The organism is Planomonospora corallina, from assembly GCF_042650625.1.
Taxonomy (GTDB): domain Bacteria; phylum Actinomycetota; class Actinomycetes; order Streptosporangiales; family Streptosporangiaceae; genus Planomonospora_B; species Planomonospora_B corallina.
The window spans coordinates 1-21,662 of the sequence record NZ_JBHSBM010000040.1 but is presented as its reverse complement, the minus strand read 5'-3'; the positions used below and the strand labels follow the sequence as shown (position 1 = coordinate 21,662).

Sequence of the window (21,662 nt, the reverse complement as noted above, 5' to 3'; positions counted from 1 at the left end):
CCCGCCCGTCCCAGGGTACGGTTTCCCCGTGCCCGGCGGGCCGCTTGTCGTTTCAACCACGCGGACCGGTTCTTTTATGCCCGGGTACGGCACCGCCGGGGTGCTGGAAGGGCCGCCGCCGCGATGATGGAGTAGAGGGATGGATCTGCTAGAGAGACTTCAGGCCGAGCTGACGGCCTCGACCGACCGGCTCCTGTCCACCGCGGCCGGTTTCTCCGACCCCGACGTGGCCGAGCCCTCCCGGCTCCCCGGATGGACCCGCGGGCACCTGCTGACCCACCTGGCCCGCAACGCCGACAGCCTCATGAACCTGGTGGAGTGGGCCAGGACCGGCGTCGAGACCCCGCAGTACCCTGACGTGCGCACCCGCGACGCCGAGATCGAGGCGGGCGCCTCCCGCCCCGCCAAGGAGCAGCTCGCCGACCTGGAGGAGAGCTCGGCCCGCCTCGCCGCGGCCTTCCGGGACCTGCCCGCGCGGGCGTGGTCCGCCGTGGTGTGCGGGACCCGGCCGCCCGAGCATCCGGCGTGGTACCTCCTGGTCCGCCGGCTGCGCGAGACCGAGGTCCACCACGCCGACCTCGGCGCCGGCTACACGTGCTCCGACTGGCCGGAGCCGTTCGTCCGCAGGGAGCTGCACGACGCGCTGGTGTGCTGGCCGAAGGAGCGGAGCCCGATCAGCGAGATCGTGGTCGAGGAGACCATCGACGACTACCTGCACCACCAGGTCTGGCGCGACCTGGGATCGGGCCCGGTGATCCAGGGCGACCCGTGGGCGCTGCTGGGCTGGGTCACCGGCCGCACCCAGGGGGGCGGCCTCAGGGTGATGCCGGAGGGGAGCACGGGCAACCAGCCCGCCGCCGGCCCGGTGCCCGCACCGCCGCCGTGGCCGGGCCAGTCCGCGCCCCCCGGTCTTCCCCAGACGCCTCCCGAGGAGTACCCGTGAGCTACACCGGTGACGTGCGCGTCGGCGGCCCCGCCGACGTGCGCGAGCTGCCCGCCGTGACGATCTCCAAGCTCGCCGTGGGCCCGTTCGACAACAACGCCTACCTGGTGCGCTGCAACGACACCGGCGACGGCGTGCTGATCGACGCCGCGGCCGAGGCCGACCGGCTGCTGGAGCTGATCGGCGACATGCCCATCAGCAAGATCGTCACCACCCACCAGCACGGCGACCACTGGCAGGCCCTGGAGGAGGTCGTCGCCGCCACCGGCGCGCTGGTGGTCGCCCACCCGCTGGACGCCCCGGCGCTGCCGGTCCCGGTGGGCCTGACGGTCGAGCACGGCGACGGGGTCACCGTCGGCGTGGTCAGCATGGACGTCATCCACCTGCGCGGCCACACGCCCGGATCGATCGCCCTGCACTACAACGGCCACCTGTTCACCGGCGACTCGCTCTTCCCCGGCGGGGTGGGCAACACCAACAAGGACCCGGAGCGTTTCGAACGGCTCTTCACGGACGTGTGCGAGCGGATCTTCGACCGCTTCCCCGACGAGACCTGGGTCTATCCGGGCCACGGGAAGGACACCACGCTCGGCGCCGAGCGGCCCTCCCTGCCGGAGTGGCGCGCGCGCGGCTGGTAGCCGTCCCGCGTGCGGCGGCCGTACCCGGGCGAAGCGGCCCGGGTGCGCCCGCCGGCCCGCGGAACGCGTCCGGGACCGGCCCTCGGCGGGCCGGTCCCGGATGGACGGAGCGGAGCACGCGAGCGGCTCTCAGCCGACGCGCTCGGCCTCCTTGCGCTCCTTGCGCTGCTCCCGCTTGAACATCAGGATGCGCAGCGGGATGGCCGCCACGATCGTGAGCTGCATGGTCGCGCCGACCTTGATGAGGGTGTCGCCCCCCGCCAGTCCTGCGGCCCAGATGGTCAGGCAGGCGACGTTGATCATCATCCAGGCGAGCACCACGGCCGCCAGGTTGCCCTTGGGCTTGGGGTACTCGATCCGGCTCACCATGAGGTAGGCGATGCCGAAGATGGGCAGCACGGCCCAGACGGACGGCTCGAAGAGCAGCACGACCGCGATCACGGACATGGCGCCCATCGGGATGGGCAGGCCCATGAAGTCGCCGCTCTTGGTCTTCACGCAGGCGAAGCGGGCGAGCCGGATGACTCCGGCCAGCAGCACCGAGGCCGCGGCGGCCATCACCATCAGGAACGGGACCTGCGGGTTGAAGCCGGCCCAGATGACGACCATGAACGCGGGGGCGAAGCCGAAGCTGATCACGTCGGCGAGGTTGTCGAGCTCGGCGCCCATCGCCGAGGCGCGGAACCTGCGGGCCACCAGGCCGTCGAACAGGTCGCAGGTGGCGCCGAGCAGCAGCAGGACCACCGCGGTGCCGAAGAACTGGGGATTGGCCTCGAACTTGCTGGTCTGCTGCAGGGAGGTGATGGCCGACCAGGCGAGGACGCAGACGGCCAGGAAGCCGCAGAGGGCGTTGCCCAGCGAGAGCGAGTCCGCGGCCGAGAGCCGGAAGGCCTTCCCGACCGGGCCCCGGGGGTCGTCGTCGGCCCCGCCGCCCATCGGCCAGCTCGCGTCAGCCGTGGTCAAGGCCGGTCACCCCTGCGACGGTCTTCTGACCCACGGAGACCGCGGGCGCGATCCCCTCGGGCAGGTAGACGTCCACCCGCGAGCCGAAGCGGATCAGCCCGATGCGGTCGCCCTTGGCCACCTTGGCCCCCGCCGACAGGTAGGGCACGATGCGGCGGGCGACCGCGCCGGCGATCTGGACCAGCTCGAGGTCGCCGAGCGCGGTGTCCAGGTGCCACACGACCCGCTCGTTCTTGTCGCTGTCCTTGTCGAAGGCGGGCAGGAACCCCCCGGAGACGTGCTCCACCGAGGTGACCGTGGCGGCCATCGGCGCGCGGTTGACGTGCACGTTGAGCGGGCTCATGAAGATGGCCACCCGGGTGCGGCCGTCCGGCCACGGGTCGATGCTCTGCACCACGCCGTCGGCGGGCGACAGGATCCGCCCGGAACCCGGGGCACGCTCGGGGTCCCGGAAGAACCAGAGCATGCCGCCGGTGAGCGCGGTCAGCGGGACGGCCGCCAGAGCCCAGCGCCGGTCACGGCGGCTGAGCAGCGAGGTGACGGCGGAGGCCGCCACCGTCGGGAGCAGCCACGGAGAGACGCCACGCGCCAGCCGCATACGGGACGGCGGGTGACTTGCTGAATCGTGGGACACAGGGAACCTTTTGTGATGTCTTGCGGCGTTAGACCGGTATGCCTACCCGCTCTGGGGGAGGATGCTACCGACCTCTCAGCCCTTTTACGGCGCAACGAGACAAGCAAAGCGCCTTCCGTGACAATCCGCTAGACCTGCTTGGCCTCCGCGGGGGCGGTGATTTGGTTGCTCTTGCGTACATCGCGCCGGGACTTGACCAGGCTCGCCACGGTGGTGACCACCATGGTGACACCGATGACCGAGAGCGAGAGCCAGATCGGCACGTGGGGCGCCCAGGAGACGCCGCTGGAGCTCAGCGCCTCGGCGATCAGCTTAACCCCGATGAATCCGAGGATGAACGCCAGGCCGTAGCTGAGGTAGACCAGGCGCTGCAGCAGACCGCCCAGCAGGAAGTAGAGCTGGCGCAGGCCCATCAGCGCGAACGCGTTGGCCGTGAAGACGATGAACGCGTCGGTGGTGAGGCCGAAGATCGCCGGAATCGAGTCGAGGGCGAACAGCAGGTCGGTGGTGCCGATGGCCACCATGACGATCAGCATCGGGGTGACCAGGCGCCGGCCGTCGACCTTGACCATGATCTTGGAGCCCACGTAGTCGTCGGTGTGCGGCAGGGCCCGCCGGGCCCAGCGCAGGACCGCGTTCTCGGTGAACTCCTCGTCGTCGCCGCCATGCTGGCGGACCAGCTGCACCGCGGTGTAGATCAGGAAGAGGCCGAAGAAGTAGAACAGCCAGCTGAAGTTCGCCAGGGCCGCGGCGCCGACCGCGATGAAGACGCCCCGCATGACCAGCGCCATCAGCACGCCGACCAGCAGCACCTTGTGCTGGTAGGCCTTCGGCACCGCGAAGCGGCTCATGATGATGTAGAAGACGAACAGGTTGTCGACGCTCAAGCTGTACTCGGTGAGATAGCCGGCGAAGAACTGGGCCGCGGGATCGGGCCCGGCGAGGATCCAGAGCCCGACGCCGAAGATGACGGCGAGCGTGACGTAGAAGCCGACCCAGAAACCGGCCTGCCGCATGGAGAACTCCCGCGGCTCGCCCCGGTCGACGATCCACAGGTCGAAGGCCAGGACGACGAGAAGGCCGCCGATCACGGCGACCCAGGCCCATACAGGTACGGTCATGTTGTTTGCTAACCCTCCGGCGCGCACGGCTGACTGCCGGAGGTCTCTCCCGCCCGGCACGCATCACCGCTGGAGGTCTCAGCGCTGGAAATCGCGTGCGGACCGACAGCCCCGGGGGCCTCATGGGTCGAGGCTGCACCGTGATGACGAGACTGTCGCGAAGGGATACTCCCCCCCTTAACCAAGCCAGTATAAGGATCTGGCCAGGCGGCACCTAATCCAACCCACGGGCAGGCCCGTCTGTTCCCGGTTTCCTAAAACGTCCGCCGAGAACCTTCTCACACCGTCTGTTCCGGTCCCTCCATCACCGTCCGGTCGGGGCAGGGATGCCCGGACCTTGCACGCCGTCCGCGCCGGACGCGGAGGCCCGGCCGCGCACGCCGTCCGGTCCGGGCCCGGCGGCCGCTCCGGGCCGGGCTCACCGCCGCCGCAGGTCCCGGTAGGCCTCCGCCGCGGCGTCCAGCGCCTCCTCCTCGCCGGGCAGTTCCCGGCCCCGCCGGGACGCCTGCTCCGCCAGCCGCCGGGCGAGCGCGCCGTCGGCGAGCACCCGGGCGAGCGCGCCGGCGAGAGCGGCGGCATCGCCGTACGGCACGAGCAGCCCGGCCCCGCCCACCATCGGCGGGATCCCGCCGACCTCGGTGGCGACCACCGGCGTGCCCGCCCGCAGCGCCTCCTGCACGCTCAGCGGCTGGCCCTCCCACCTGCTGGGCACGACCAGCGCCCGGGCCACCCCGAGCAGGTCCGCCACGTCGTCCCGGCCGCCCAGCAGCCGGACCGGCAGTTCCTCACGGTCGATCCGCCGCTGCAACTCCTGCCGGAGCGGGCCATCCCCCGCCACCAGGAACAGCGCCCGCGACGGGTCTGCGGCGAGCCGCGCCGCCGCGCCGAGAAGCGTCTCCAGACCCTTCTGCTGAGCGAGCCTGGCGACGGTCAGCAGGATCGGCCGGTCGCCGGCGCCGAGTCCGGCCCTGATCTCCTCCGCCGTCCGGCCCGAGGCGGCCAGCGGCGGCGCGGGGACGACGGCCGCGGCGACGTCCCGGGCCCCCAGGGCGGCCATCCGCTCCCCCAGATCGGGCGAGACCACCAGCACCCGGTCGGCACGGCGGGCGACGATGTGCTCCAGCACCCGGTGGACCGCGCCGACGGCACCCCCCGCCGTGGCGGCGTTGTGCAGCGTCACCACCAGCGGAGCACCGGTCCCGGTCAGCGCCAGGGCCGCCAGCGCCCCGGCCCGCAGCCCGTGCGCGTGTACGGCGTGCGCCCCGCGCAGTCCCCGCAGCGCCCGAACCGCCCGCAGGTCCCCCGCCGGGCGCGGCCGGTCGGAGATCGGCACCGGGAGGAACCGGACGCCGGGCCGGGTGAAGCGGAAGCTCTCCTCCGTGCTCGGCGGTCCGGCCACCACCACCCGGTACCCCCGGCCCGCCAGTCCTCCGGCCAGCATCGCCACGTGCCGCCCGACCCCGCCCGCGCTGGTGCCCAGCACGAACGCCACCCGCGTCCCCGTCTCAGCCATCGGCCCGCTCCCTCTCGCCTCTGGGAGACTCCCCGCGGCCGGGGGGCTCCTCATCTCCGTCAGGTCTCCCGCCGCCGGAGGGCTCCCCGTTCCCGCCCGGCTCCCCGCCGCCGGACGGTCCCCGGCCGCCGGGCAACCTCCCTCCACCGGGCAGCCGCGCGAGCAGCGCCCTGGCGTCCGGCCCGTCCACGACCGCCGCGACGGCCGCGAAGGCGACCGCGGCGGCCAGCGCGGCCCCCGCCCCGGTCAGCACGCACATCCACTTCGGCACGTCGGCGAAGGCCGTGGCCACGGCCAGGCCCGCGCCGTACGCCGCGCCGCCGCCCGCCAGCGCGGCGAGCAGCGCACGCCCCGTCCCGGCCAGCGCCGCGGCTCCCCTGGCCCGCAGCACCGCCCCGGCCAGCAGCGCGCCGCCCACCGTCATCCCGACCGTGCTGCCCAGCGCCAGCATCCCGACCACCTCGGACCGGTCCCCGGCCGCGTTCGCCAGCCCGATCTGGGCGGCCAGCGCCACCGCCCACCCCGCCACCGAGGCCAGGGCCGCCGGGCGCCCCCGGCCGCAGGCGTACAGCACCCGGGCGAGGTGGAACATCAGCGTGTACCCGATCAGTCCGGGCGCGAACAGCGCGACGGCCGCCGCCATCTCCGCCGGCCTGCCGCCGTCGGTGCCCTCCAGGAAGAGCCGGGAGACGGGCGTGGCGATCGCCGCCATCACCCCGGCCGACAGGCCCATCGCCAGCAGGACCACCCGCGTGGTGGAGGCGGCCAGGGCGTCGAAGCCCGTGTGGTCCCCCTCGGCCGCCCGGACGGACATCACCGGGAAGGCGCTGGTCGCGACCGGTACGGCGAGCACCGCCGGCGGCAGCTGGTACAGCGCCCAGGCGTAGGTGTAGAAGTTGATCCGGCCCTCTCCGCCGAGCTCGTTGGTGAGCCTGACCACCGCGGTCAGCGTGACCTGCTGGGCGACGAGCACCGCGAGCCCGGCCGTGGCCAGCCGCCGGGCCTGCGCGGCCACGCCGGGCGGGAAGGAGAGCGACGGCCGCAGCCGCAACCGCAGCCTCCGCACCGGGCCGATCACGGTCAGCACCATGGCGGCGGCGGCGAGCGTCGCCCCGAGCGAGAGGGCCAGCTCCCCGGCCGGGTCCAGCGCGTCCAGGTTCCCGGCGGCGTCCCCGTCGAGCCAGGCGAACAGCAGGTTCGAGGCGACGACGACCAGGCTGGAGACCAGCGGGGCCAGGGCGGGTCCCAGGAAGCGCCGGTGCGCCTGGAGCACGCCGTACAGGACCACGGCGAGCCCGAAGAAGATCATGCGGGGGGCGAAGACGACGAGCATGCGGGTGCCGACCTCGACGACCTGCCCGATGTCGCACTCCTTGTCCGGCAGCTCGGCGAGGAGCGCGACGACCGGCCCGGCGAACACGGCGACCAGCAGGGTCAGCGGCGCCAGGGCCAGCACCGTCCAGGTGAGCAGCGCCGAGGTGGTCCGCCCGGCCTCGGCCCTGGCCTGCGGGTCGTCGCCGGCGCGGGAGGCCGCCGAGGCCAGCACGGGCACCACCATCCCGGCCAGCGCGCCGCCCACCACCAGTTCGAAGACGATGTTGGGCACGTAGTTCGCGGTGGTGTAGGCGGTGCCCAGGCAGGCGTTGGCGACGGTGTGCGACTGGACGTAGTACCTGCCGAACCCGACGACGCGGGCGGCGACGGTCACGACCCCGATGAGGAGCGCCGCCCCGGCGATCCCCTGGCCGATCCTGGTGGTCATCAGCGGCCGGGCGCCTGCTCCACGGGGCGGCGGCCGAGCATGTCGATCCTGTCGAGCACGGGGTTGCCCGCGATCACCTTGGTGAAGCTGATCTTCTCCGAGGCAGCGGTCAGCGCGACGACGGTGCCGAGCACCGCCAGCCTGCCCGGACGGCCGAGGGTGACGGTGGCGGCCAGGCCGAGCAGCGCGCCCAGCGCGTTGGCGCCGGCGTCGCCCAGCATGGCCCGCTCGCCCAGGTCCTCCGGCAGGAGCGCGGCGGCGGCGCCGAGCGTGAGCCCGGCCAGCGCCGCCGGGCCGGGCCGGTCCCGCAGGGCGGCGGCGGCCAGCAGCGGCGCGCCGGCGAGCAGCCCGGCCTTGATCGCCCGGCCGGGGCGCAGGTCGAAGAGGTTGGCCAGGTTGGCGCTCCCGGCGACCAGCGCACCGTTGGCCACGGTGTCGGTCACGCCCTGGGAGGTCAGCGCGGCGGCGGCCAGGCCGGTCGCCCCGATGCCGAGGATCTTCACCGCGCCGCTGGTGACCTCGCCCTTGGACAGGGCGCTCAGATGGCCCCGGAACCCCTTGGAGGACGTCACCCCGCACAGGTCGTCGTAGGCGCCGAAGCCGCCGGCGCCGGCCACGGCCAGCAGCGCGGCCGCGCGGATCCGTCCGGGCAGCGACGGGAGCGCCGCGGCCGCCGCGCCGGCGCCCGCCGCGAAGGCGGGACCCTCCAGCAGGGTGAGCGGCTCGCCGCGGTGGTTGGTCCGCTCCCAGGTCCCGGTGTCGCCGACCGGCGGCCTGCGGGTGAAGGCCGCGTACGCGGCGCGGGCGGCCGCCGCGCCGAGCACCGCGCCGGCGAGGGCTCCGGCAAGAGCACGACGGGCCATCGGATCATCCTCCGGAATCTGCGGTGGGGGACGGGGAGACCGGCGGCGTCACGGGCGCCACGGCGGGCTCGAAGGCCGCCGCGCCGGGGCCGACGCCGTACTGCCCGGCGCCTCCGGACAACTGCTCCCGGAGAGAGTAGACCACCACGACGCGGCCCGCGGGCATGTCGACGGTGTCCACGCTGGAGACCCGTTCGGCGGCCGCGCTGTTCTCCCGGAGCGCGGCGATGGCCCCGCCGGTCGCGGTGACGGCCTGCGCCCCGGCCAGCACGCTTCCCTGGGAGCCCTCGTCCAGGCCGAGCGCCGTCGAGACGATCGCCTCCGCCTGCGCGGCCGCGTCCTCGCCCGTGTACGCCTCCGCGGGCGCGACCAGCACGGCCGCGCCGGCCATGACGAGCCGGCCCTCCTGCCCGGCCTGCCCCTCCTGCGCGGCGGGCGCGGCCCCGGCGACGGTGATCAGGCCGGCGCGCTCGAAGGCGTCGAGGACGGCCGCCGCGGCGGGGTTCTCCTTCCCGGTCTGGGTGGGGTCGGCGGTCACGATCGCGCCGGCGAGGACCGCCGCGGCCTTGTCGTACGGCGTGTCCTCGGCGGGGAACGTCAGCTCGGCGGGCTTGACCGCGGTGGCGAGCCTGTCGACGAGACCGGACTGACCGGCGTCCACGTACTTCTCGGTGAGGGTGACCTTGCCGGTCACCGTCGCCCCGGCCGCGGTGACCGTCTGCTGCACGGCCTCGCTGACGGCGGCGGTGGCGCCGGGCGCCTCCACGATCACGACGCTCTTCCCGGCCAGCGCGCCCCGGACGAGCTCGGGCGTGCGGGCGGCGGTGAAGGCGTCGTTGCCCGCCTCGCGCTTGCGCAGCGCGTCGAGCTGGTCGCGGAGCTCGGTGTTGCCCTTGCTGAGCTGGTCGGCGAGGGTCTCGGCCGTCTTGATGGCCGGTTCCTCCAGCAGGGTGGTGCCCAGCACGATGCCGACCGAGAGCGCGAGGAAGATCGCGACGATGGATACGAGGTGATAGCGGAAATCGATCACGAGAAGAGTCCGACCAGCCAGAAGGTGAAACTGCTCCAGACATCGCGGAGGCTGTCGATCCAGATCTTGCCCACGGGAGAGACGAAGATCGCCACCCCCATGGTGATCAGCGCGGTGGCGACGAGCAGGAGCAGGGACGGAGTGGAGATCCGGCTGCGGTAGAGCCGGCTGACGCCCTTCGCGTCGATGAGCTTGCTGCCCACCCGCAGGCGGGTGAGGAAGGTGCTGGCCATGCCGGAGCGTCCCTTGTCGAGGAACTCCTCCAGCGTCCAGTGGGTGCCGACGGCGACGAGCAGCTCGGCACCCTTGTCGTCGGCGAGGAGCATCGCGATGTCCTCGCTGGTGCCGACCGCCGGGAAGACCACGGCCTCGCGGCCCAGCCGCTCGACCCGCTCCAGGCCCGGCGCGCGGCCGTCCCGGTAGGCGTGCACGACGAGCTCGGCGCCGCACGACAGCGCCTTGGTGGAGACCGAGTCGAAGTCGCCCACGATGACGTCGGGCACGTACCCGGCCTCCAGCAGCGCGTCGGCGCCGCCGTCGACCCCGATCATCACGGGGCGGTACTCCCGGATGTAGGGGCGCAGGGCCGCGATGTCCTCCTTGTAGTGGTAGCCGCGCACCACGATGAGGACGTGCCGCCCCTCCATGTCCGTCCGGATGTCGGGCACGCCGATCCCGTCGATGAGCAGGTCCCGCTCCCGCCGGACGTACTCCATCGTGTTCGCGGCGAACGCCTCGATCTGGACCGTCAGCCCGGCCCGCGCCTCGGCCATCGCGGCCTCGATCGACTCGGCCGTCTGGACCTCGCCCTTGCCCGCGATCTCGTCGTCGAGGTAGACGACGCCCTCGTGCAGACGGACCAGGTCGCCGTCCTTGACCCGCTCGAACAGCTCCGGGGTGGCGTTGTCGACGAACGTCACCCCCGCCCCGACGATGATCTGCGGCCCCTGGTTGGGGTAGCGGCCGCTGATGCCCGCGGCGACGTTGACCACACCCGCCGCGCCGCACGCGACAAGCGCCTCCGCGCTCACCCGGTCGACGTCCACGTGATCGATGATCGCGATCTCCCCGGCCTGGAGGCGCTTGGTCAGCCTCTTGGTCCGCCGGTCGATCCTCGCCACTGCCGTCACCCCGGGAAGGTCCGTGACCTTCCTGCGGCGGAGGTATCCGGTGAGCCTGCGTTGCAGCCCGTCAGTCGGAACCTTCATCGTGCCCATCCTGCCAGAGGGAGAGAGCGGGGGAGCCACGTACCGGACCGCGTGTCAGCTCCGGCACGGGCCTCCGCCGTCCCGGGGCCCGCCCGCCGAGGCCCGGGACGGCGCCTCATCCCTTGGCCGCGGCCGCCGCCGCCAGGAGCTCCTCGGCGTGCGCCCGGCCGAGCTCGGAATCCTCCAGACCCGCCAGCATGCGGGACAACTCGCGGATCCGGCCGTCACGGTCGAGCGCCACCACGCCGCTGCGGACCACACTGCCGTCGTCGGACTTCTCCACGACCAGGTGCTGGTCGGCGAAGGCGGCGACCTGCGGCAGGTGTGTGACCACTATCACCTGCGCGGTGCGGGCGAGATGGGCGAGCCGGCGGCCGATCTCGACGGCGGCCTTGCCGCCCACCCCCGCGTCCACCTCGTCGAACACGAACGTCGGCACCGGGTCGGCGCCGGCGAACACCACCTCGATCGCCAGCATGACGCGGCTCAGCTCACCGCCGGAGGCCCCCTTGTTGAGCGGCAGCGGCGGCGAGGCGGGATGCGGGGACATCTTCAGCTCCACCTCGTCCACGCCCTGCGGGCCGAAGTCGGCCGCCCGGGTGATGTCGACCACGACCCGCGCGTGCGGCATGGCCAGCGCGGTGAGCTCCTCGGTGACGTCCCGCCCGAACCGCTCGGCGGCGGCCCTGCGGATCCGGGTCAGCTCGGCGGCCAGTTCGGTGAGGCGGCCGGTGAGCTCCTCGTGCTCGCGGGTGAGGTCGGCGATCCGGTCGTCGTCGCCCTCCAGCTCGGTCAGGCGGCGCGCGGCCTGCTCCGCCCAGGCGAGGACCACCCCGGTGTCCTCGCCGTACTTGCGCACGAGGTGGGTGAGCTGGGCCCGGCGCTCCTGCACGGCCGCGAGCCTGGCGGGGTCGGCCTCGATCGACTCGGCGTAGCCGGCCAGCTCGGTGGCGATGTCGGAGATCAGGTAACCGGCCTCGGCGAGCCGGTCGGCGAGCCCGGCCAGCACCGGGTCGTAGTCGCGGGCCGCCTCGACGGCGGTGCGGGCCTGCCCGACCAGCGAGACGGCGTCCACGCCCTGGTCGGTGGACATGGGATCACCGAGCAGGGCCATGTGCGCCGTCTCCGCGGCGCTGCGGAGCGAGTCCGCGTGGGAGAGCCGCTCCTCCTCCTCCAGGAGCGCGACGTCCTCACCGGCCTTGGGGTCGGTCTTCTCGATCTCGTCGAGCCCGAACCTGAGCAGGTCCGCCTCCTGCTGCCGCTCCCTGGCCCTGGTGGTGATCTCGGCCAGCTGCTCGGCCACCTCCTTGTGGCGCCGGTAGGCCTGCTCGTAGGCGCGCAGCGGCTTGACCAGCTCGTCGCCGGCGTAGCGGTCGAGAGCGGCGCGCTGGCGGCCCGGCTGGAGCAGCCGCTGCTGATCCATCTGCCCGTGCACGGCCACCAGGTCGTCGGCGAGGTAGGTGAGCGTGCCCACCGGGACGCTCCGCCCGCCCAGCCAGGCCCGGCTCCGGCCCTCGGCGGAGACCGTGCGCGAGATGATCAGCTCGCCCTCCTCGACCACTCCGCCGACGTCCTCGACCTGCTGGGCTACCCGGCCCTGCGGGTCGACCACGAGGGTGCCCTCGACGGTGGCCTTGTCGGCGCCGGGACGGACGCGGGCGGGATCGGCCCGGCCGCCGAACAGCAGCCCGAGACCGGTCACCACCATGGTCTTGCCCGCACCGGTCTCACCGGTGACCACGGTGAACCCCGGCGCGAGCGCCAGGACGGCCTCGTCGATCACGCCGAGTCCCTGGATGCGGACCTCCTCGACCCTGGGTCGCACTGGTCCCTCCCGTCACATCGAATAGACCGAACATCAGTGCGGTGCGCGGGCACGATCCTACGCGCTCGGCGCCACCGCCGTCCGGACGCGCTACGAGCGCGCGCGCCCTCGCCACCCCTGGACGGGGAGGTCGAACTTGGCCACCAGACGGTCAGTGAACGGCGCTCCGGTGTCCTCCACCCCGTGCAGCCGGGCGAGCCGGACCGGCTCCGCGCCCCGGCGGACCTCGACCCGGGCGCCGGCCGGCAGGTCGAAGCGGCGGCGGCCGTCGCACCAGAGCACCGCGCCCGCCGTCCGGGGCTGGATCTCCACCGCCAGGACGGAGCGGGGCGAGACCACCAGCGGCCGGGCGAACAGCGCGTGCGCGCTGATCGGCACCAGCAGCAGCGCCTCCACCTCGGGCCAGACGACCGGTCCTCCCGCGGAGAACGCGTAGGCGGTCGAACCTGTCGGCGTGGCGCAGATGACCCCGTCGCAGCCCCACCGGGACAGCGGCCGCCCGTCGACCTCGGCGACCACCTCCAGCATGCGCTCGCGCTTCTCCACCGTCGCCTCGTTGAGCGCCCACGTGTCGGCGAGCACCTGGCCGTTGAGGCGCGCGGTGACCTCGATGGTCATCCGCTCCTCCACGTCGTAGCGGCTCTGCACGATCCCGTCCACCGCGACCTCGAGGTTCTCCACCTCGGCCTCGGCCAGGAAGCCCACGTGACCGAGGTTGACCCCGAGCAGCGGGACCCCCACCGGGCGGGCCAGTTCCGCGGCGCGCAGAAGGCTGCCGTCACCGCCGAGCACGATCATCATCTCGGCGTCCTGGATCGCGGACAGGCCCGTGGGCACCACCTCGACCCCGGGCAGGGCGATCGCCTCCGCCTCGGCGCCGAGCACGCGCACGGCCACGCCCGCGCCCACCAGCCGGGCGATCACCAGCCGGGCGCTGTCGACGGCCGCCTCCCGCCCGGTGTGGGCGGTGACGAGCATGGTGCGCTTGGACGTCATGTTCCATCCTCCGCGGGACGGTGTCGCAGGCCCGGCGTGCACCACCGGGAACACTGCCGGGAACGCTGCCGGGAACGCTGCCGGGAGCGACTCCGCCGGGCACGCCGCCCGAGGCCCTGCCGGGATCGCTGGAGGCGTGCCACTACTGCGGGCCTTCCGCCACCGCGCGTGCGATCTCCGCGTCGAGATCCCCGACCGGCGGAACGCCCTCCCCCTTGCCCAGCCAGATCACGTATTCGACGTTGCCCGACGGGCCGGGAAGAGGGCTGGCGGTGACCCCCCGCACGGTCAGGCCGAGCCCCTGCGCGGCCTCGGCGACGTCCCGCACGGCCTGGGCGCGCAGGCCGGGGTCGCGGACGACGCCACCGGCGCCGACCCGTTCCCTGCCGACCTCGAACTGCGGCTTGACCAGCATCGCGAAGTCCGCCTCCGGAGCGGCGCAGGCGGCCAGGGCGGGCAGCACCAGCCGCAGCGAGATGAACGACAGGTCCCCGACCACCAGGGTGGGCGCCTCGCCGACCATGTCGGGCGTCAGGTCCCGGACGTTGACCCGCTCCATGACGGTGACCCGCTCGTCGGTCCTGAGCGACCAGGCGAGCTGGCCGTACCCGACGTCGACGGCGAGCACGTGCGCCGCGCCGTTGCGCAGGAGGACGTCGGTGAAGCCGCCGGTCGAGGCTCCGGCGTCCAGGCAGCGCCGGCCCGCGACGGCCAGCCCCGCCGGGCCGAACGCCTCCAGCGCCCCGATGAGCTTGTGCGCCCCTCGCGAGACGTAGTCGGGGCCCTCGGAGGCCTCGGCGACCACGATCGCCGAGGCGGTGTCGACCTGGGTGGCGGGCTTGGAGGCGGTCCGGCCTCCGACGGTGACCCGCCCCGCCTCGATGAGCTGGGCCGCCTGCTCCCGGGACCGGGCCAGTTTGCGACGGACGAGCTCGCTGTCGAGCCGTGCCCGGCGGCTCACCGGGACCGGTCCGCTGTCTCGTCCGCGGCGGCGAGCGCCCGCTCCAGGCCGGCGAGCACCTCCTCGAACACGGCGACATGCGCCGCGACGGGCACGTCGCCGAGCACGGCGAGGCCGCCCAGGGCGGCGTCCACCAGCTCGTCCCCGGTCCGCTCGGGAAACTCCGGCAGGTCCGTCATGCTCTCCCTCCGGAAGCGCGCTCCGCCGTCCCGGCGCCGCCTCCGGCGCGCCGGAGCGCGGGGATCCGGTCGGCGGCCCGAAAATCGATCATGTGTTCGACACGCACAATCCTATCTCCTCGATCATCGCGCCGCGGACGCTCCGGCCGGACATGCTACGGCCTGCGGAGCCCCGAGCCGGCCCCGTACCAGCGGGTCTCCGGCCGGAGCACGGCCGGCGGGCTCCCGTCCGGCGCCGCCGGAGGATGTCGGAGCGCTCCCGGACGATCCGGCCGCCCGCGAACTATCGCGCATGCCCCGCTCGTTGTCACCCTGGCGGGGCCGGTGGTCCCGCCGCGTGTCACACGGCGGACCGAGCATACGGCCGGGCCCTCCTCCTCCGGTGCCCTCCGGCACGCCCGCCGCGGTGGATCACGCACCCCGTCCATGTGGAACGCTACCGTCCGTAGGGAAAGGAATCCGGGCCGGTCCTGGAGAGAAAGGAGCGCCACTCGATGGCGACCATCGACGAGTGCCGTGCGGCACTGCGGAAGCTCGGCGAGCAGTTCGAGGAGATCGACCCGGAGGACCGCGCGAAGCACGTGGTCGAGCGCACCATCAGCTGCCACATCAGCGACCTGGGGGTCACCTTCCACGGCCGCCTCCACCACGGCGGCCTCGGTCCCTTCGACGACGTTCCACCGGCCGACGGCACACCCGCGGCGGTGAAGCTGACCCTCGGCAGCGACGACCTGGTCGCGCTCGTCAACGGAGAGCTCGACATGGGCAGGGCGGTGTTCGGCGGCCGGGTCAAGATCGACGCCAGTTTCGGCGACCTCCTCCGGCTCCGCAAACTGCTGTAGGCCCAAACTGCTGTAGGGCCTCCTTCCGGAGGCGTGCCCGCCGCCCGAGGGAAACCCCCTGCCCGCAGGACACCCCCGCCGCCAGCCGCGTGACAGGGACACGTCCCGGCCGCCCGTGCCCCACGTCCGCGTCCCGGGCTATACGAACGCGCCGTCCTGGAGCCGGGAGGCGAGCACCCCCTTCACCGCGTCCGCGTCGGCGTGCCCGTCCCCTGCGGCCTCCCAGACCGCGGCGCAGGCCGCCCGCAGCCCGTCGACGGGGTCGCCCCCGCCGTCCAGGTGGAGTCTCCCGCCGTCCCACCGGGCGCTCCACCCCTCGCAGCCCCACGTCTCCCCGTCCCGCCGCGGCGCCGGGTACGGCCGGTGCAGCGCGGACAGGTCCGCGGCGATGAAGGTGGGCCGGTGCCGGGGGCCCGCGGTCAGCAGGTCGAGCGGACCCGCCACGCCGGTCAGCACGAGCAGGCTGTCGACTCCCGCGTTGCGCGCGCCCTCGATGTCGGTGTCGAGCCGGTCACCGACCACCAGCGGCCGGGTGGAGCCGGTCCGCAGCACCGCCTCGCGGTGCAGCGGAGGTTCGGGTTTCCCCGCGACGATCGGCTCCACTCCCGTCGCGGTGGCGATCACCCGCGTCATCGCGCCGTTCCCGGGCAGCTCGCCCCGGCCTGTCGGCATGGTCGAGTCCCCGTTCGCGGCGACGAACAGAGCGCCCTTCCGCACCGCCAGGGCGCCCTCCGAGAGCAGGCCGTAGGACAGATCCGGCGCGATGCCCTGCACCACGGCCACCGGCTTCTCCAGCGCGGTGCTCACCGGCCGCAGGCCGTGGGCCCGCAGCGCGGTGCGCAGTCCCATGCCCCCGACCACCAGGACCGGGGCGCCCGGCCCCACCCGCTCGGCGACCAGGCGCGCGGCCGCCTGGGCCGAGGTGACCACGTCCTCGGCGGCCGCGGGCGCGCCCAGCTCGCTCAGGTGCCGGGCGATGGCCGCGGGGGTGCGGGAGGCGTTGTTCGTGACGTAGGCGAGCCGCGCACCGCGTCCCTCCGCCCGCCGCAGGGCCTCCGGAGCCCCCGATACGGCGCCGCGTCCGAGGTAGACGACTCCGTCGAGATCCAGCAGGAGGGTGTCATAGGAGTCGATCAGTGTCTGTGAGTCCACCCGCCCATTCCACCATCCGAGCCGCACCCGCCGATCATCTTCGGCGCCGTCCGTGTCCGCCAGCCGTTTCCTCCCTCGCCCCTTCCCCTCGCTGTCGCTTCCCCTCTCCGCCGCTTCCCATCACATCCGGCGGGCCCGCAACGTGGCGCGGACGCTCTTCAACGCCGACACGTAGTGGCGCTGGTCGGGGCGCATCGCGACGGCGATGGCCAGCGGCTCCTGGGCCGCGTCCATGTCCCCGGTCCGCCACAGGGCCAGTCCCAGCCCGAAGTACGCGTAATCCTCGGCCGGGTTGGCGTCGACGATCCAGCGGAAGCTGTCGACGGCCTCGGCGTACCGCCGGGAGTTGAACTGGGCCCGGGCGAGCGCCTCGCGGATGCTCCGCGACTCGGGCTCGGCCTCGGCCGCGCGCTCCAGCAGCGCCGCCGCGGCGGCCGGGCTCCCCTCAGCCAGGAGCTTCCTCCCCCGCTGGAACCAGTCGTAGACGGTCCCCGCCGGCTCGCCCCCCTCGGAGTCGAATCCAGGATCAGAGAAATCGGACGGGTCATGTCTTCCGATCATTACCAGGGCCTCCTTCATCGCCAGATGACAGATCTGACCGATTTCCCTGACGGGACCAGGTGCCACCACACAGGGCGATATCTAAGCGTTTCAGGCCTTATGGCAGCATGCCCACTATGGCCAATCTTGAACTGCCGGTACCTGACGGGCTGGTGCTGCGCCCGTTCCATGGGGTGCGCTTCGCGGTCGACGATCTGGCCGAGGCGACCTCGCCGCCTTACGACCTCATCGCAGAGGACGACGTGCGAGATCTGCTCGACTCCCATCCCAACAACGTGGTCCGGCTCATCCTTCCCGGCGCGGACCGCCATCGGTACGCCGAGGCCCGTGAGATCCTCCGCTCCTGGCTCTCCTCCGGGGTACTGGTCACCGACGAGGTCCCCGCCGTCTACGTCTACGAGCAGACCGGCCCCGGGACACTCCAACGCGGCCTCATCGGGGACGTGGGCCTGGCCGCACCGGAACAGCGGGTGATCCTGCCGCACGAGGACGTCATGCCCGGACCGGTCGCCGACCGGCTCGCGCTGATGCGCACGACCGAGGCCAACCTGGAGCCCATCTTCCTGCTCTACGAGGGCGGGAACGGCGCCGCCACCCGTCTCGTCGACCGGGTCGCCGCCACCCGCCCACCACTCGTCGAGGCCCGGACCCGGGACGGGATCCGCCATCGGCTGTGGGCCCTGACCGACCCCGCCGAGCTCTCCGTCCTCGACGCCGACCTGCGCACCCGCAGCGCCCTCATCGCCGACGGTCACCACCGTTACGCCACCTACCGCGCCCTGCAGGCGGAGCACCACGCGGCCGGATCCGCCGACGGAGCGGCCGAACCCGGACCGTGGGATTTCGGCCTGGCCCTCCTGGTGGACCTCGACGCCTACCCGCCGGACCTGAAGGCCATCCACCGCGTCATCCCGGGCCTGCCCCTCACGGAGGCCGTGGCCCGGGCGCGCGGCGCCTGGCAGGTCCACGAACACGCGGATCTGTCCGAGGCGCTCACCGCGCTGGAGAAGGCCACCGGCCCGGCCTTCCTCCTCGCCGGCGGCGGCCCGGCGCACCTGCTCACCGACCCCGACCCCTGCCAGCTCGAGCACGCCATGCCTGCGGACCGCTCGGCCCGGTGGCGTGCGCTGAACACCTCGGTCCTCACGGAGTTCCTGCTGCCGAAGGTCTGGGGGATGCGCGACGACGAGCACTCGGTGCGCATCGTCCACCACGACCCCGCGGCCGCCGTGCGGCTCGCCCGCGACTGCGGGGGCACGGCCGTGCTGCTGAACCCGCTCTCGGTCGACGACGTGCTCGCCGTGGCCGCGCAGGGTGATCGGGTGCCCCGCAAATCCACCTCCTTCGGGCCCAAACCCCGGACCGGTCTGGTCCTGCGTCTGCTCACCCCGGGCTGACGCGGTCGAGAGCCGGGCGGAGGAGACCGCTTCCCGCCGCCCCCTCCGCGGTGGCGAACCCGGTGCGCGGGAAGGACCCGGGCCCGGCGCCCAGGAGGGAAGCGACCGGCCTGGGCGAGGGCGGATCCGGCGGGGCGGCGATCACCAGGGCGGGAGGCATCGCCGCCCTGACGCCCGCCGGCTCGACCGGCGAGGGTGGCTCGGCGACAGGCGCACCGTCCTCCCCCGCCGACACTGGCACCGGCATGCCACCCTCTCCAGCGGACACTGGCACCGGCACGCCGCCCTCTCCAGCGGACACGGACATCAGAGCACCGGTCTCCCCGGCGGAGGCGGCCGCCTCCTGCCTCCCGAACGGTCTCGCCGTACGGACCTCGACCTCGTGAGCGGTCGACTTGGAGTCCTTCCCTCCCCACCAGCGGCGGCGCAGGGAGCCCATCACCTCGATCATGTCATCGGGCAGCCAGGCCTCCGCGCTCTCGATGACATCGGGGTCGAACGACACACACGGAATGGTGTCCACCCGTGTCCTCCGCCCCTCCTGCCTCCGCCGGACGATCAGCCGCCAGGTGCCGAACCGGGCGCCGCTCCGCGACGACTTGATCTGCACGGCCTCGGGCAGGCGCCCCACCAGGGTCACCTCGTTGCGATCCATCTCGTCCCTCCTTCGGTCTCTGCCGTTCGGGGACGACTCTCTACGATGTGAGCTGTGCCGGAATGGTCGAATACCGTTCTGGGGACGCCGGTTCCAGCTCTGAGGTGGCCTGTGGACAACATCACCGACCTTGGCGGAGACGTCTATGAGATCGACACGCGGATGGCGGGATACTCCGGCATCACGGCGGGTTACCTGATCCTCGGGGACCGCCCATGCCTGGTGGAGACGGGAACATCCACCTCCGCCCCGGTGGTCCGGGACGCACTGAACTCCCTGGGCGTCGGCCCCCGCGACCTCGCCACGGTCGTCGTCACGCACATCCACCTCGACCACGCCGGCGGCGTCGGAGACATCGCGGAGTTCTTCCCCGAGGCGGAGATCGTCGTGCACGAGAAGGGCGCGCGGCACCTCGCCGACCCGTCACGGCTCATGGCCAGCGCGCGGATGGTCTGGGGTGACCAACTGGACACTCTGTTCGGAGAGCTGTCCGCCACGGACGCCTCGCGCATCCGCGCGCTCGGCGACACCGGAGCCGTAGACCTCGGCAACGGGCGGACGCTGAGCAGCCACTACTCCCCCGGCCACGCCAAACACCATGTGGGCCTGATCGACTCGCACACCGGAGACCTCTACGTCGGCGACGCCGCCGGCGTGTATCTCCCGCAGACCGGGGACCTGCGCCCCGCCACTCCGCCCCCCGACTTCGACCTGCGGACCGCCCTGGACTCCATCGCGCTGTTCGAGGCCCTGGGACCGCAGCGGCTGCTGTTCAGCCACTACGGGCCCGTCACGGACGTGACCGCCACTCTGGAGCGCTCCGCGGAGGAGTTGCGCGTCTGGGTCGACCTGACCCGGCAGGCGCATGCGGAGGGACTGGACCTCGACCACGCGGTGGCGATGGTCAGAGATCGTACGCGGGAGCGCTATGCGGCGCTGAAGGCCGACGACGCGACCGCTGAACAGTTCGAACTGCTCAGCGGCGCCCCGTCCAACGTCGCCGGCATCATGCACTGGCTGGACCGGGTCCGGCCCTGAGCCTCCCTGCGACGAGGCGCCGCCGATCCACCTCACCGAGACGGTGATCCGTCCCGGGCGAACGGCCGTTCGCCCGGGACGGATGGGATCACTTCCTGTCGCCCTCGGTGCCCTCGTCCTCGTCTTCGGCCGGCTCGTCCAGGATGTCACCGAAGTCGGGCTCGATGAAGGCCGGACCGACGCCGGGCTCGCCCTTCTTCGCGGCCTCCTCCTCGGCGGTCGCGGCGGTGTCCTCCTCCGGGGCCTTCTCCGGGGCCTTCTCCTCCGCCACGGCGGGCTCCTCCTGGGCGATCTCGCCGATGACGCGCTCGTCCTCCTCGTCGAGGTCGACCTCGCCCTCGATCTCCTCATCCAGAACGGCGAAGCCCTCCGGCTCGGCGTCCTGCTCCTCACCGGGCTCCCCGCCGTCGCCCGCCTCGTCCGCGCCTTCGGCCTCGCCGTCCTCGAAGTCCTCCTCCAGGTCCTCGATGACGGCGCCGGTGAGTTCGGCGTAACGCTCGGCCGCGTCGGTCTCCTCGTCCTCGTCGAAGGCCATCGCACGGCCGAACCACTCGGTGGCCGCGCTCTCATGGCCCGCGTCGGCCAGCGCGTCCGCGTAGGCGAAGGCCAGCCGGGCCGACCACGGGTGCGGACGGTCGTCGCGCAGCTCGGGCAGGCGCTGCAGGGTGATGACCGCGGCGTCCTTCTGGCCGAGGTCCCGCCGGGCGCCGGACTCCACGATCGCCATCTCGATCTTCCCCGCCCGGTCGAGCCTCTCGGCCTCCTGGGACCGGGCCAGGTCGAGCGCGCGCTCCGGACGGCCGAGACCGCGCTCGCAGTCGGCCATGACCGGAAGGAACGCCTCGGACCCCGTCATCCGGCGGGCGGCCCGCAGGTCGCTGAGCGCCTCGGCGAAATGACCGGCGCGGTAGGCGGCGATACCGACCGCCTCCCGGATCACACCGATCCTGGCCGCGAAACGACGGGCGACCTTCGTGTGCTCGTAGGCCTGCTCGGCGTTCTCCTCCGCCAGCGCCCGCTCGGCCGCCACCAGGTGACGGGAGATCAGGTCAGCGAGGTCGAGCGGGAGCGAGCGCAGTTCCTCACGGATCTCCTTGTCGAGTTCGTCGGCGGTGATGTCCGGAGCGAGCGGAGGCAGCTCCTCCCGCTGCCGTGCCGGAGCCTCGGCCTGGCCGCCCCGTTCGTCGCGGCCGTAGCGGGTGCGGGAGCCGCCTTCGCGGTCCCCGTACGGACGACGCTCACCACCACGATCGTCACGGTCACGGAAACCACCGCCACGCGGCCGGTCCTCGCGACTGAACGGCCGGCGCTCACCACCACGATCGTCACGACCACGGAAACCACCCTCGCGGTCCCCGTACGGACGACGCTCACCACCACG

At 73.3% G+C, this 21,662-nt stretch carries 21 protein-coding genes; 5 read left to right on the top strand and 16 right to left on the bottom strand.

The annotated features are described in order from the left end of the window. The first annotated feature begins 139 nt into the window (after positions 1–139). Together ACFOWE_RS26930 and ACFOWE_RS26925 are read left to right on the top strand one after the other, a co-directional pair. The gene (locus ACFOWE_RS26930; protein WP_377292619.1) at positions 140–943 is read left to right on the top strand and encodes a maleylpyruvate isomerase family mycothiol-dependent enzyme; all 804 of its coding nucleotides are present in this window, start codon (positions 140–142) and stop codon (positions 941–943) included. Next, complete coding sequence (locus tag ACFOWE_RS26925) at positions 940–1,581, top strand: MBL fold metallo-hydrolase (protein WP_377292617.1); 642 nt, start codon at positions 940–942, stop codon at positions 1,579–1,581. The genes ACFOWE_RS26930 and ACFOWE_RS26925 overlap by 4 nt, the downstream gene beginning before the upstream one ends. A 129-nt stretch (positions 1,582–1,710) precedes the next feature. Here ACFOWE_RS26925 and pssA read toward each other — a convergent pair whose 3' ends face one another. The 12 genes from pssA to ACFOWE_RS26865 form a co-directional block, all read right to left on the bottom strand. Beyond that, entirely contained in the window at positions 1,711–2,544 is an 834-nt protein-coding gene (gene pssA / locus ACFOWE_RS26920) for a CDP-diacylglycerol--serine O-phosphatidyltransferase (protein ID WP_377292615.1), read from the bottom strand. Then, complete coding sequence (locus ACFOWE_RS26915) at positions 2,531–3,142, bottom strand: phosphatidylserine decarboxylase (protein WP_377292613.1); 612 nt, start codon at positions 3,140–3,142, stop codon at positions 2,531–2,533. The genes pssA and ACFOWE_RS26915 overlap by 14 nt, the downstream gene beginning before the upstream one ends. A 164-nt stretch (positions 3,143–3,306) precedes the next feature. Beyond that, complete coding sequence (locus ACFOWE_RS26910) at positions 3,307–4,299, bottom strand: TerC family protein (RefSeq protein WP_377292611.1); 993 nt, start codon at positions 4,297–4,299, stop codon at positions 3,307–3,309. 418 nt (positions 4,300–4,717) lie between these two features. Further along, positions 4,718–5,812: a glycosyltransferase family 4 protein gene (locus ACFOWE_RS26905; RefSeq protein ID WP_377292609.1), complete on the bottom strand. Its 1,095-nt coding sequence runs from the start codon at positions 5,810–5,812 to the stop codon at positions 4,718–4,720. Then, the gene (gene murJ / locus ACFOWE_RS26900; RefSeq protein WP_377292607.1) at positions 5,805–7,574 is read right to left on the bottom strand and encodes a murein biosynthesis integral membrane protein MurJ; all 1,770 of its coding nucleotides are present in this window, start codon (positions 7,572–7,574) and stop codon (positions 5,805–5,807) included. Before murJ ends, ACFOWE_RS26905 begins: the two co-directional genes overlap by 8 nt. Beyond that, positions 7,574–8,437, bottom strand: a complete 864-nt coding sequence (locus ACFOWE_RS26895) for a hypothetical protein (protein WP_377292605.1) — start codon at positions 8,435–8,437, stop codon at positions 7,574–7,576. The genes murJ and ACFOWE_RS26895 overlap by 1 nt, the downstream gene beginning before the upstream one ends. A 4-nt stretch (positions 8,438–8,441) precedes the next feature. Then, positions 8,442–9,467 (bottom strand): copper transporter, encoded by a 1,026-nt coding sequence (locus tag ACFOWE_RS26890; protein ID WP_377292603.1) that lies wholly within the window; start codon positions 9,465–9,467, stop codon positions 8,442–8,444. After that, positions 9,464–10,675 carry a putative cytokinetic ring protein SteA gene (steA, locus tag ACFOWE_RS26885; RefSeq protein ID WP_377292601.1) on the bottom strand — a complete coding sequence of 404 codons (1,212 nt, stop codon included), beginning with the start codon at positions 10,673–10,675 and terminating at the stop codon, positions 9,464–9,466. The genes ACFOWE_RS26890 and steA overlap by 4 nt, the downstream gene beginning before the upstream one ends. A gap of 115 nt (positions 10,676–10,790) precedes the next feature. Beyond that, on the bottom strand, positions 10,791–12,500 hold the full coding sequence (gene recN / locus ACFOWE_RS26880) for a DNA repair protein RecN (protein WP_377292599.1): 1,710 nt from the start codon (positions 12,498–12,500) through the stop codon (positions 10,791–10,793). Positions 12,501–12,590: 90 nt separating this feature from the next. Further along, the gene (locus ACFOWE_RS26875; RefSeq protein WP_377292597.1) at positions 12,591–13,496 is read right to left on the bottom strand and encodes an NAD kinase; all 906 of its coding nucleotides are present in this window, start codon (positions 13,494–13,496) and stop codon (positions 12,591–12,593) included. Positions 13,497–13,638: 142 nt separating this feature from the next. Then, entirely contained in the window at positions 13,639–14,457 is an 819-nt protein-coding gene (locus ACFOWE_RS26870) for a TlyA family RNA methyltransferase (RefSeq protein ID WP_377292595.1), read from the bottom strand. After that, positions 14,454–14,636 carry a hypothetical protein gene (locus tag ACFOWE_RS26865; protein WP_377292593.1) on the bottom strand — a complete coding sequence of 61 codons (183 nt, stop codon included), beginning with the start codon at positions 14,634–14,636 and terminating at the stop codon, positions 14,454–14,456. Before ACFOWE_RS26865 ends, ACFOWE_RS26870 begins: the two co-directional genes overlap by 4 nt. A 494-nt stretch (positions 14,637–15,130) precedes the next feature. Here ACFOWE_RS26865 and ACFOWE_RS26860 point away from each other — a divergent pair, with 494 nt between their 5' ends. Then, positions 15,131–15,478, top strand: coding sequence for an SCP2 sterol-binding domain-containing protein (locus ACFOWE_RS26860; protein WP_377292591.1), 348 nt, complete (start codon positions 15,131–15,133; stop codon positions 15,476–15,478). Between the two features lie 138 nt (positions 15,479–15,616). Here ACFOWE_RS26860 and ACFOWE_RS26855 read toward each other — a convergent pair whose 3' ends face one another. Both ACFOWE_RS26855 and ACFOWE_RS26850 read right to left on the bottom strand, forming a co-directional pair. Next, on the bottom strand, positions 15,617–16,630 hold the full coding sequence (locus ACFOWE_RS26855; RefSeq protein ID WP_377292589.1) for an HAD-IIA family hydrolase: 1,014 nt from the start codon (positions 16,628–16,630) through the stop codon (positions 15,617–15,619). Between the two features lie 120 nt (positions 16,631–16,750). Further along, complete coding sequence (locus ACFOWE_RS26850; RefSeq protein WP_377292587.1) at positions 16,751–17,191, bottom strand: tetratricopeptide repeat protein; 441 nt, start codon at positions 17,189–17,191, stop codon at positions 16,751–16,753. 107 nt (positions 17,192–17,298) lie between these two features. On the opposite strand from ACFOWE_RS26850, the gene ACFOWE_RS26845 reads away from it, so the two are divergent. Continuing rightward, entirely contained in the window at positions 17,299–18,588 is a 1,290-nt protein-coding gene (locus ACFOWE_RS26845; RefSeq protein ID WP_377292585.1) for a DUF1015 family protein, read from the top strand. Here the strand turns inward: ACFOWE_RS26845 and ACFOWE_RS26840 are convergent. Continuing rightward, positions 18,575–19,243, bottom strand: a complete 669-nt coding sequence (locus ACFOWE_RS26840) for a single-stranded DNA-binding protein (protein WP_377292583.1) — start codon at positions 19,241–19,243, stop codon at positions 18,575–18,577. The genes ACFOWE_RS26845 and ACFOWE_RS26840 overlap by 14 nt on opposite strands. Before the next feature lie 111 nt (positions 19,244–19,354). Between ACFOWE_RS26840 and ACFOWE_RS26835 the strand changes: the two genes are divergently transcribed. Further along, on the top strand, positions 19,355–20,281 hold the full coding sequence (locus ACFOWE_RS26835) for an MBL fold metallo-hydrolase (protein ID WP_377292581.1): 927 nt from the start codon (positions 19,355–19,357) through the stop codon (positions 20,279–20,281). 88 nt (positions 20,282–20,369) lie between these two features. On the opposite strand, the gene ACFOWE_RS26830 is transcribed toward ACFOWE_RS26835, so the two are convergent. After that, a partial coding sequence (locus ACFOWE_RS26830) for a hypothetical protein (RefSeq protein WP_377292579.1) occupies positions 20,370–21,662 on the bottom strand: 1,293 nt, incomplete at its 5' end.

Bases quoted from the DNA above. Each gene is read 5' to 3' on its own strand.
- ACFOWE_RS26930 (WP_377292619.1), top strand. From the start codon at position 140: ATGGATCTGCTAGAGAGACTTCAGGCCGAGCTGACGGCCTCGACCGAC.
- ACFOWE_RS26915 (WP_377292613.1), bottom strand. From the start codon at position 3,142: ATGCGGCTGGCGCGTGGCGTCTCTCCGTGGCTGCTCCCGACGGTGGCG.
- ACFOWE_RS26910 (WP_377292611.1), bottom strand. From the start codon at position 4,299: ATGACCGTACCTGTATGGGCCTGGGTCGCCGTGATCGGCGGCCTTCTC.
- ACFOWE_RS26905 (WP_377292609.1), bottom strand. From the start codon at position 5,812: ATGGCTGAGACGGGGACGCGGGTGGCGTTCGTGCTGGGCACCAGCGCG.
- murJ (WP_377292607.1), bottom strand. From the start codon at position 7,574: ATGACCACCAGGATCGGCCAGGGGATCGCCGGGGCGGCGCTCCTCATC.
- ACFOWE_RS26895 (WP_377292605.1), bottom strand. From the start codon at position 8,437: ATGGCCCGTCGTGCTCTTGCCGGAGCCCTCGCCGGCGCGGTGCTCGGC.
- steA (WP_377292601.1), bottom strand. From the start codon at position 10,675: ATGAAGGTTCCGACTGACGGGCTGCAACGCAGGCTCACCGGATACCTC.
- ACFOWE_RS26875 (WP_377292597.1), bottom strand. From the start codon at position 13,496: ATGACGTCCAAGCGCACCATGCTCGTCACCGCCCACACCGGGCGGGAG.
- ACFOWE_RS26865 (WP_377292593.1), bottom strand. From the start codon at position 14,636: ATGACGGACCTGCCGGAGTTTCCCGAGCGGACCGGGGACGAGCTGGTG.
- ACFOWE_RS26860 (WP_377292591.1), top strand. From the start codon at position 15,131: ATGGCGACCATCGACGAGTGCCGTGCGGCACTGCGGAAGCTCGGCGAG.
- ACFOWE_RS26850 (WP_377292587.1), bottom strand. From the start codon at position 17,191: ATGATCGGAAGACATGACCCGTCCGATTTCTCTGATCCTGGATTCGAC.
- ACFOWE_RS26845 (WP_377292585.1), top strand. From the start codon at position 17,299: ATGCCCACTATGGCCAATCTTGAACTGCCGGTACCTGACGGGCTGGTG.
- ACFOWE_RS26840 (WP_377292583.1), bottom strand. From the start codon at position 19,243: ATGGATCGCAACGAGGTGACCCTGGTGGGGCGCCTGCCCGAGGCCGTG.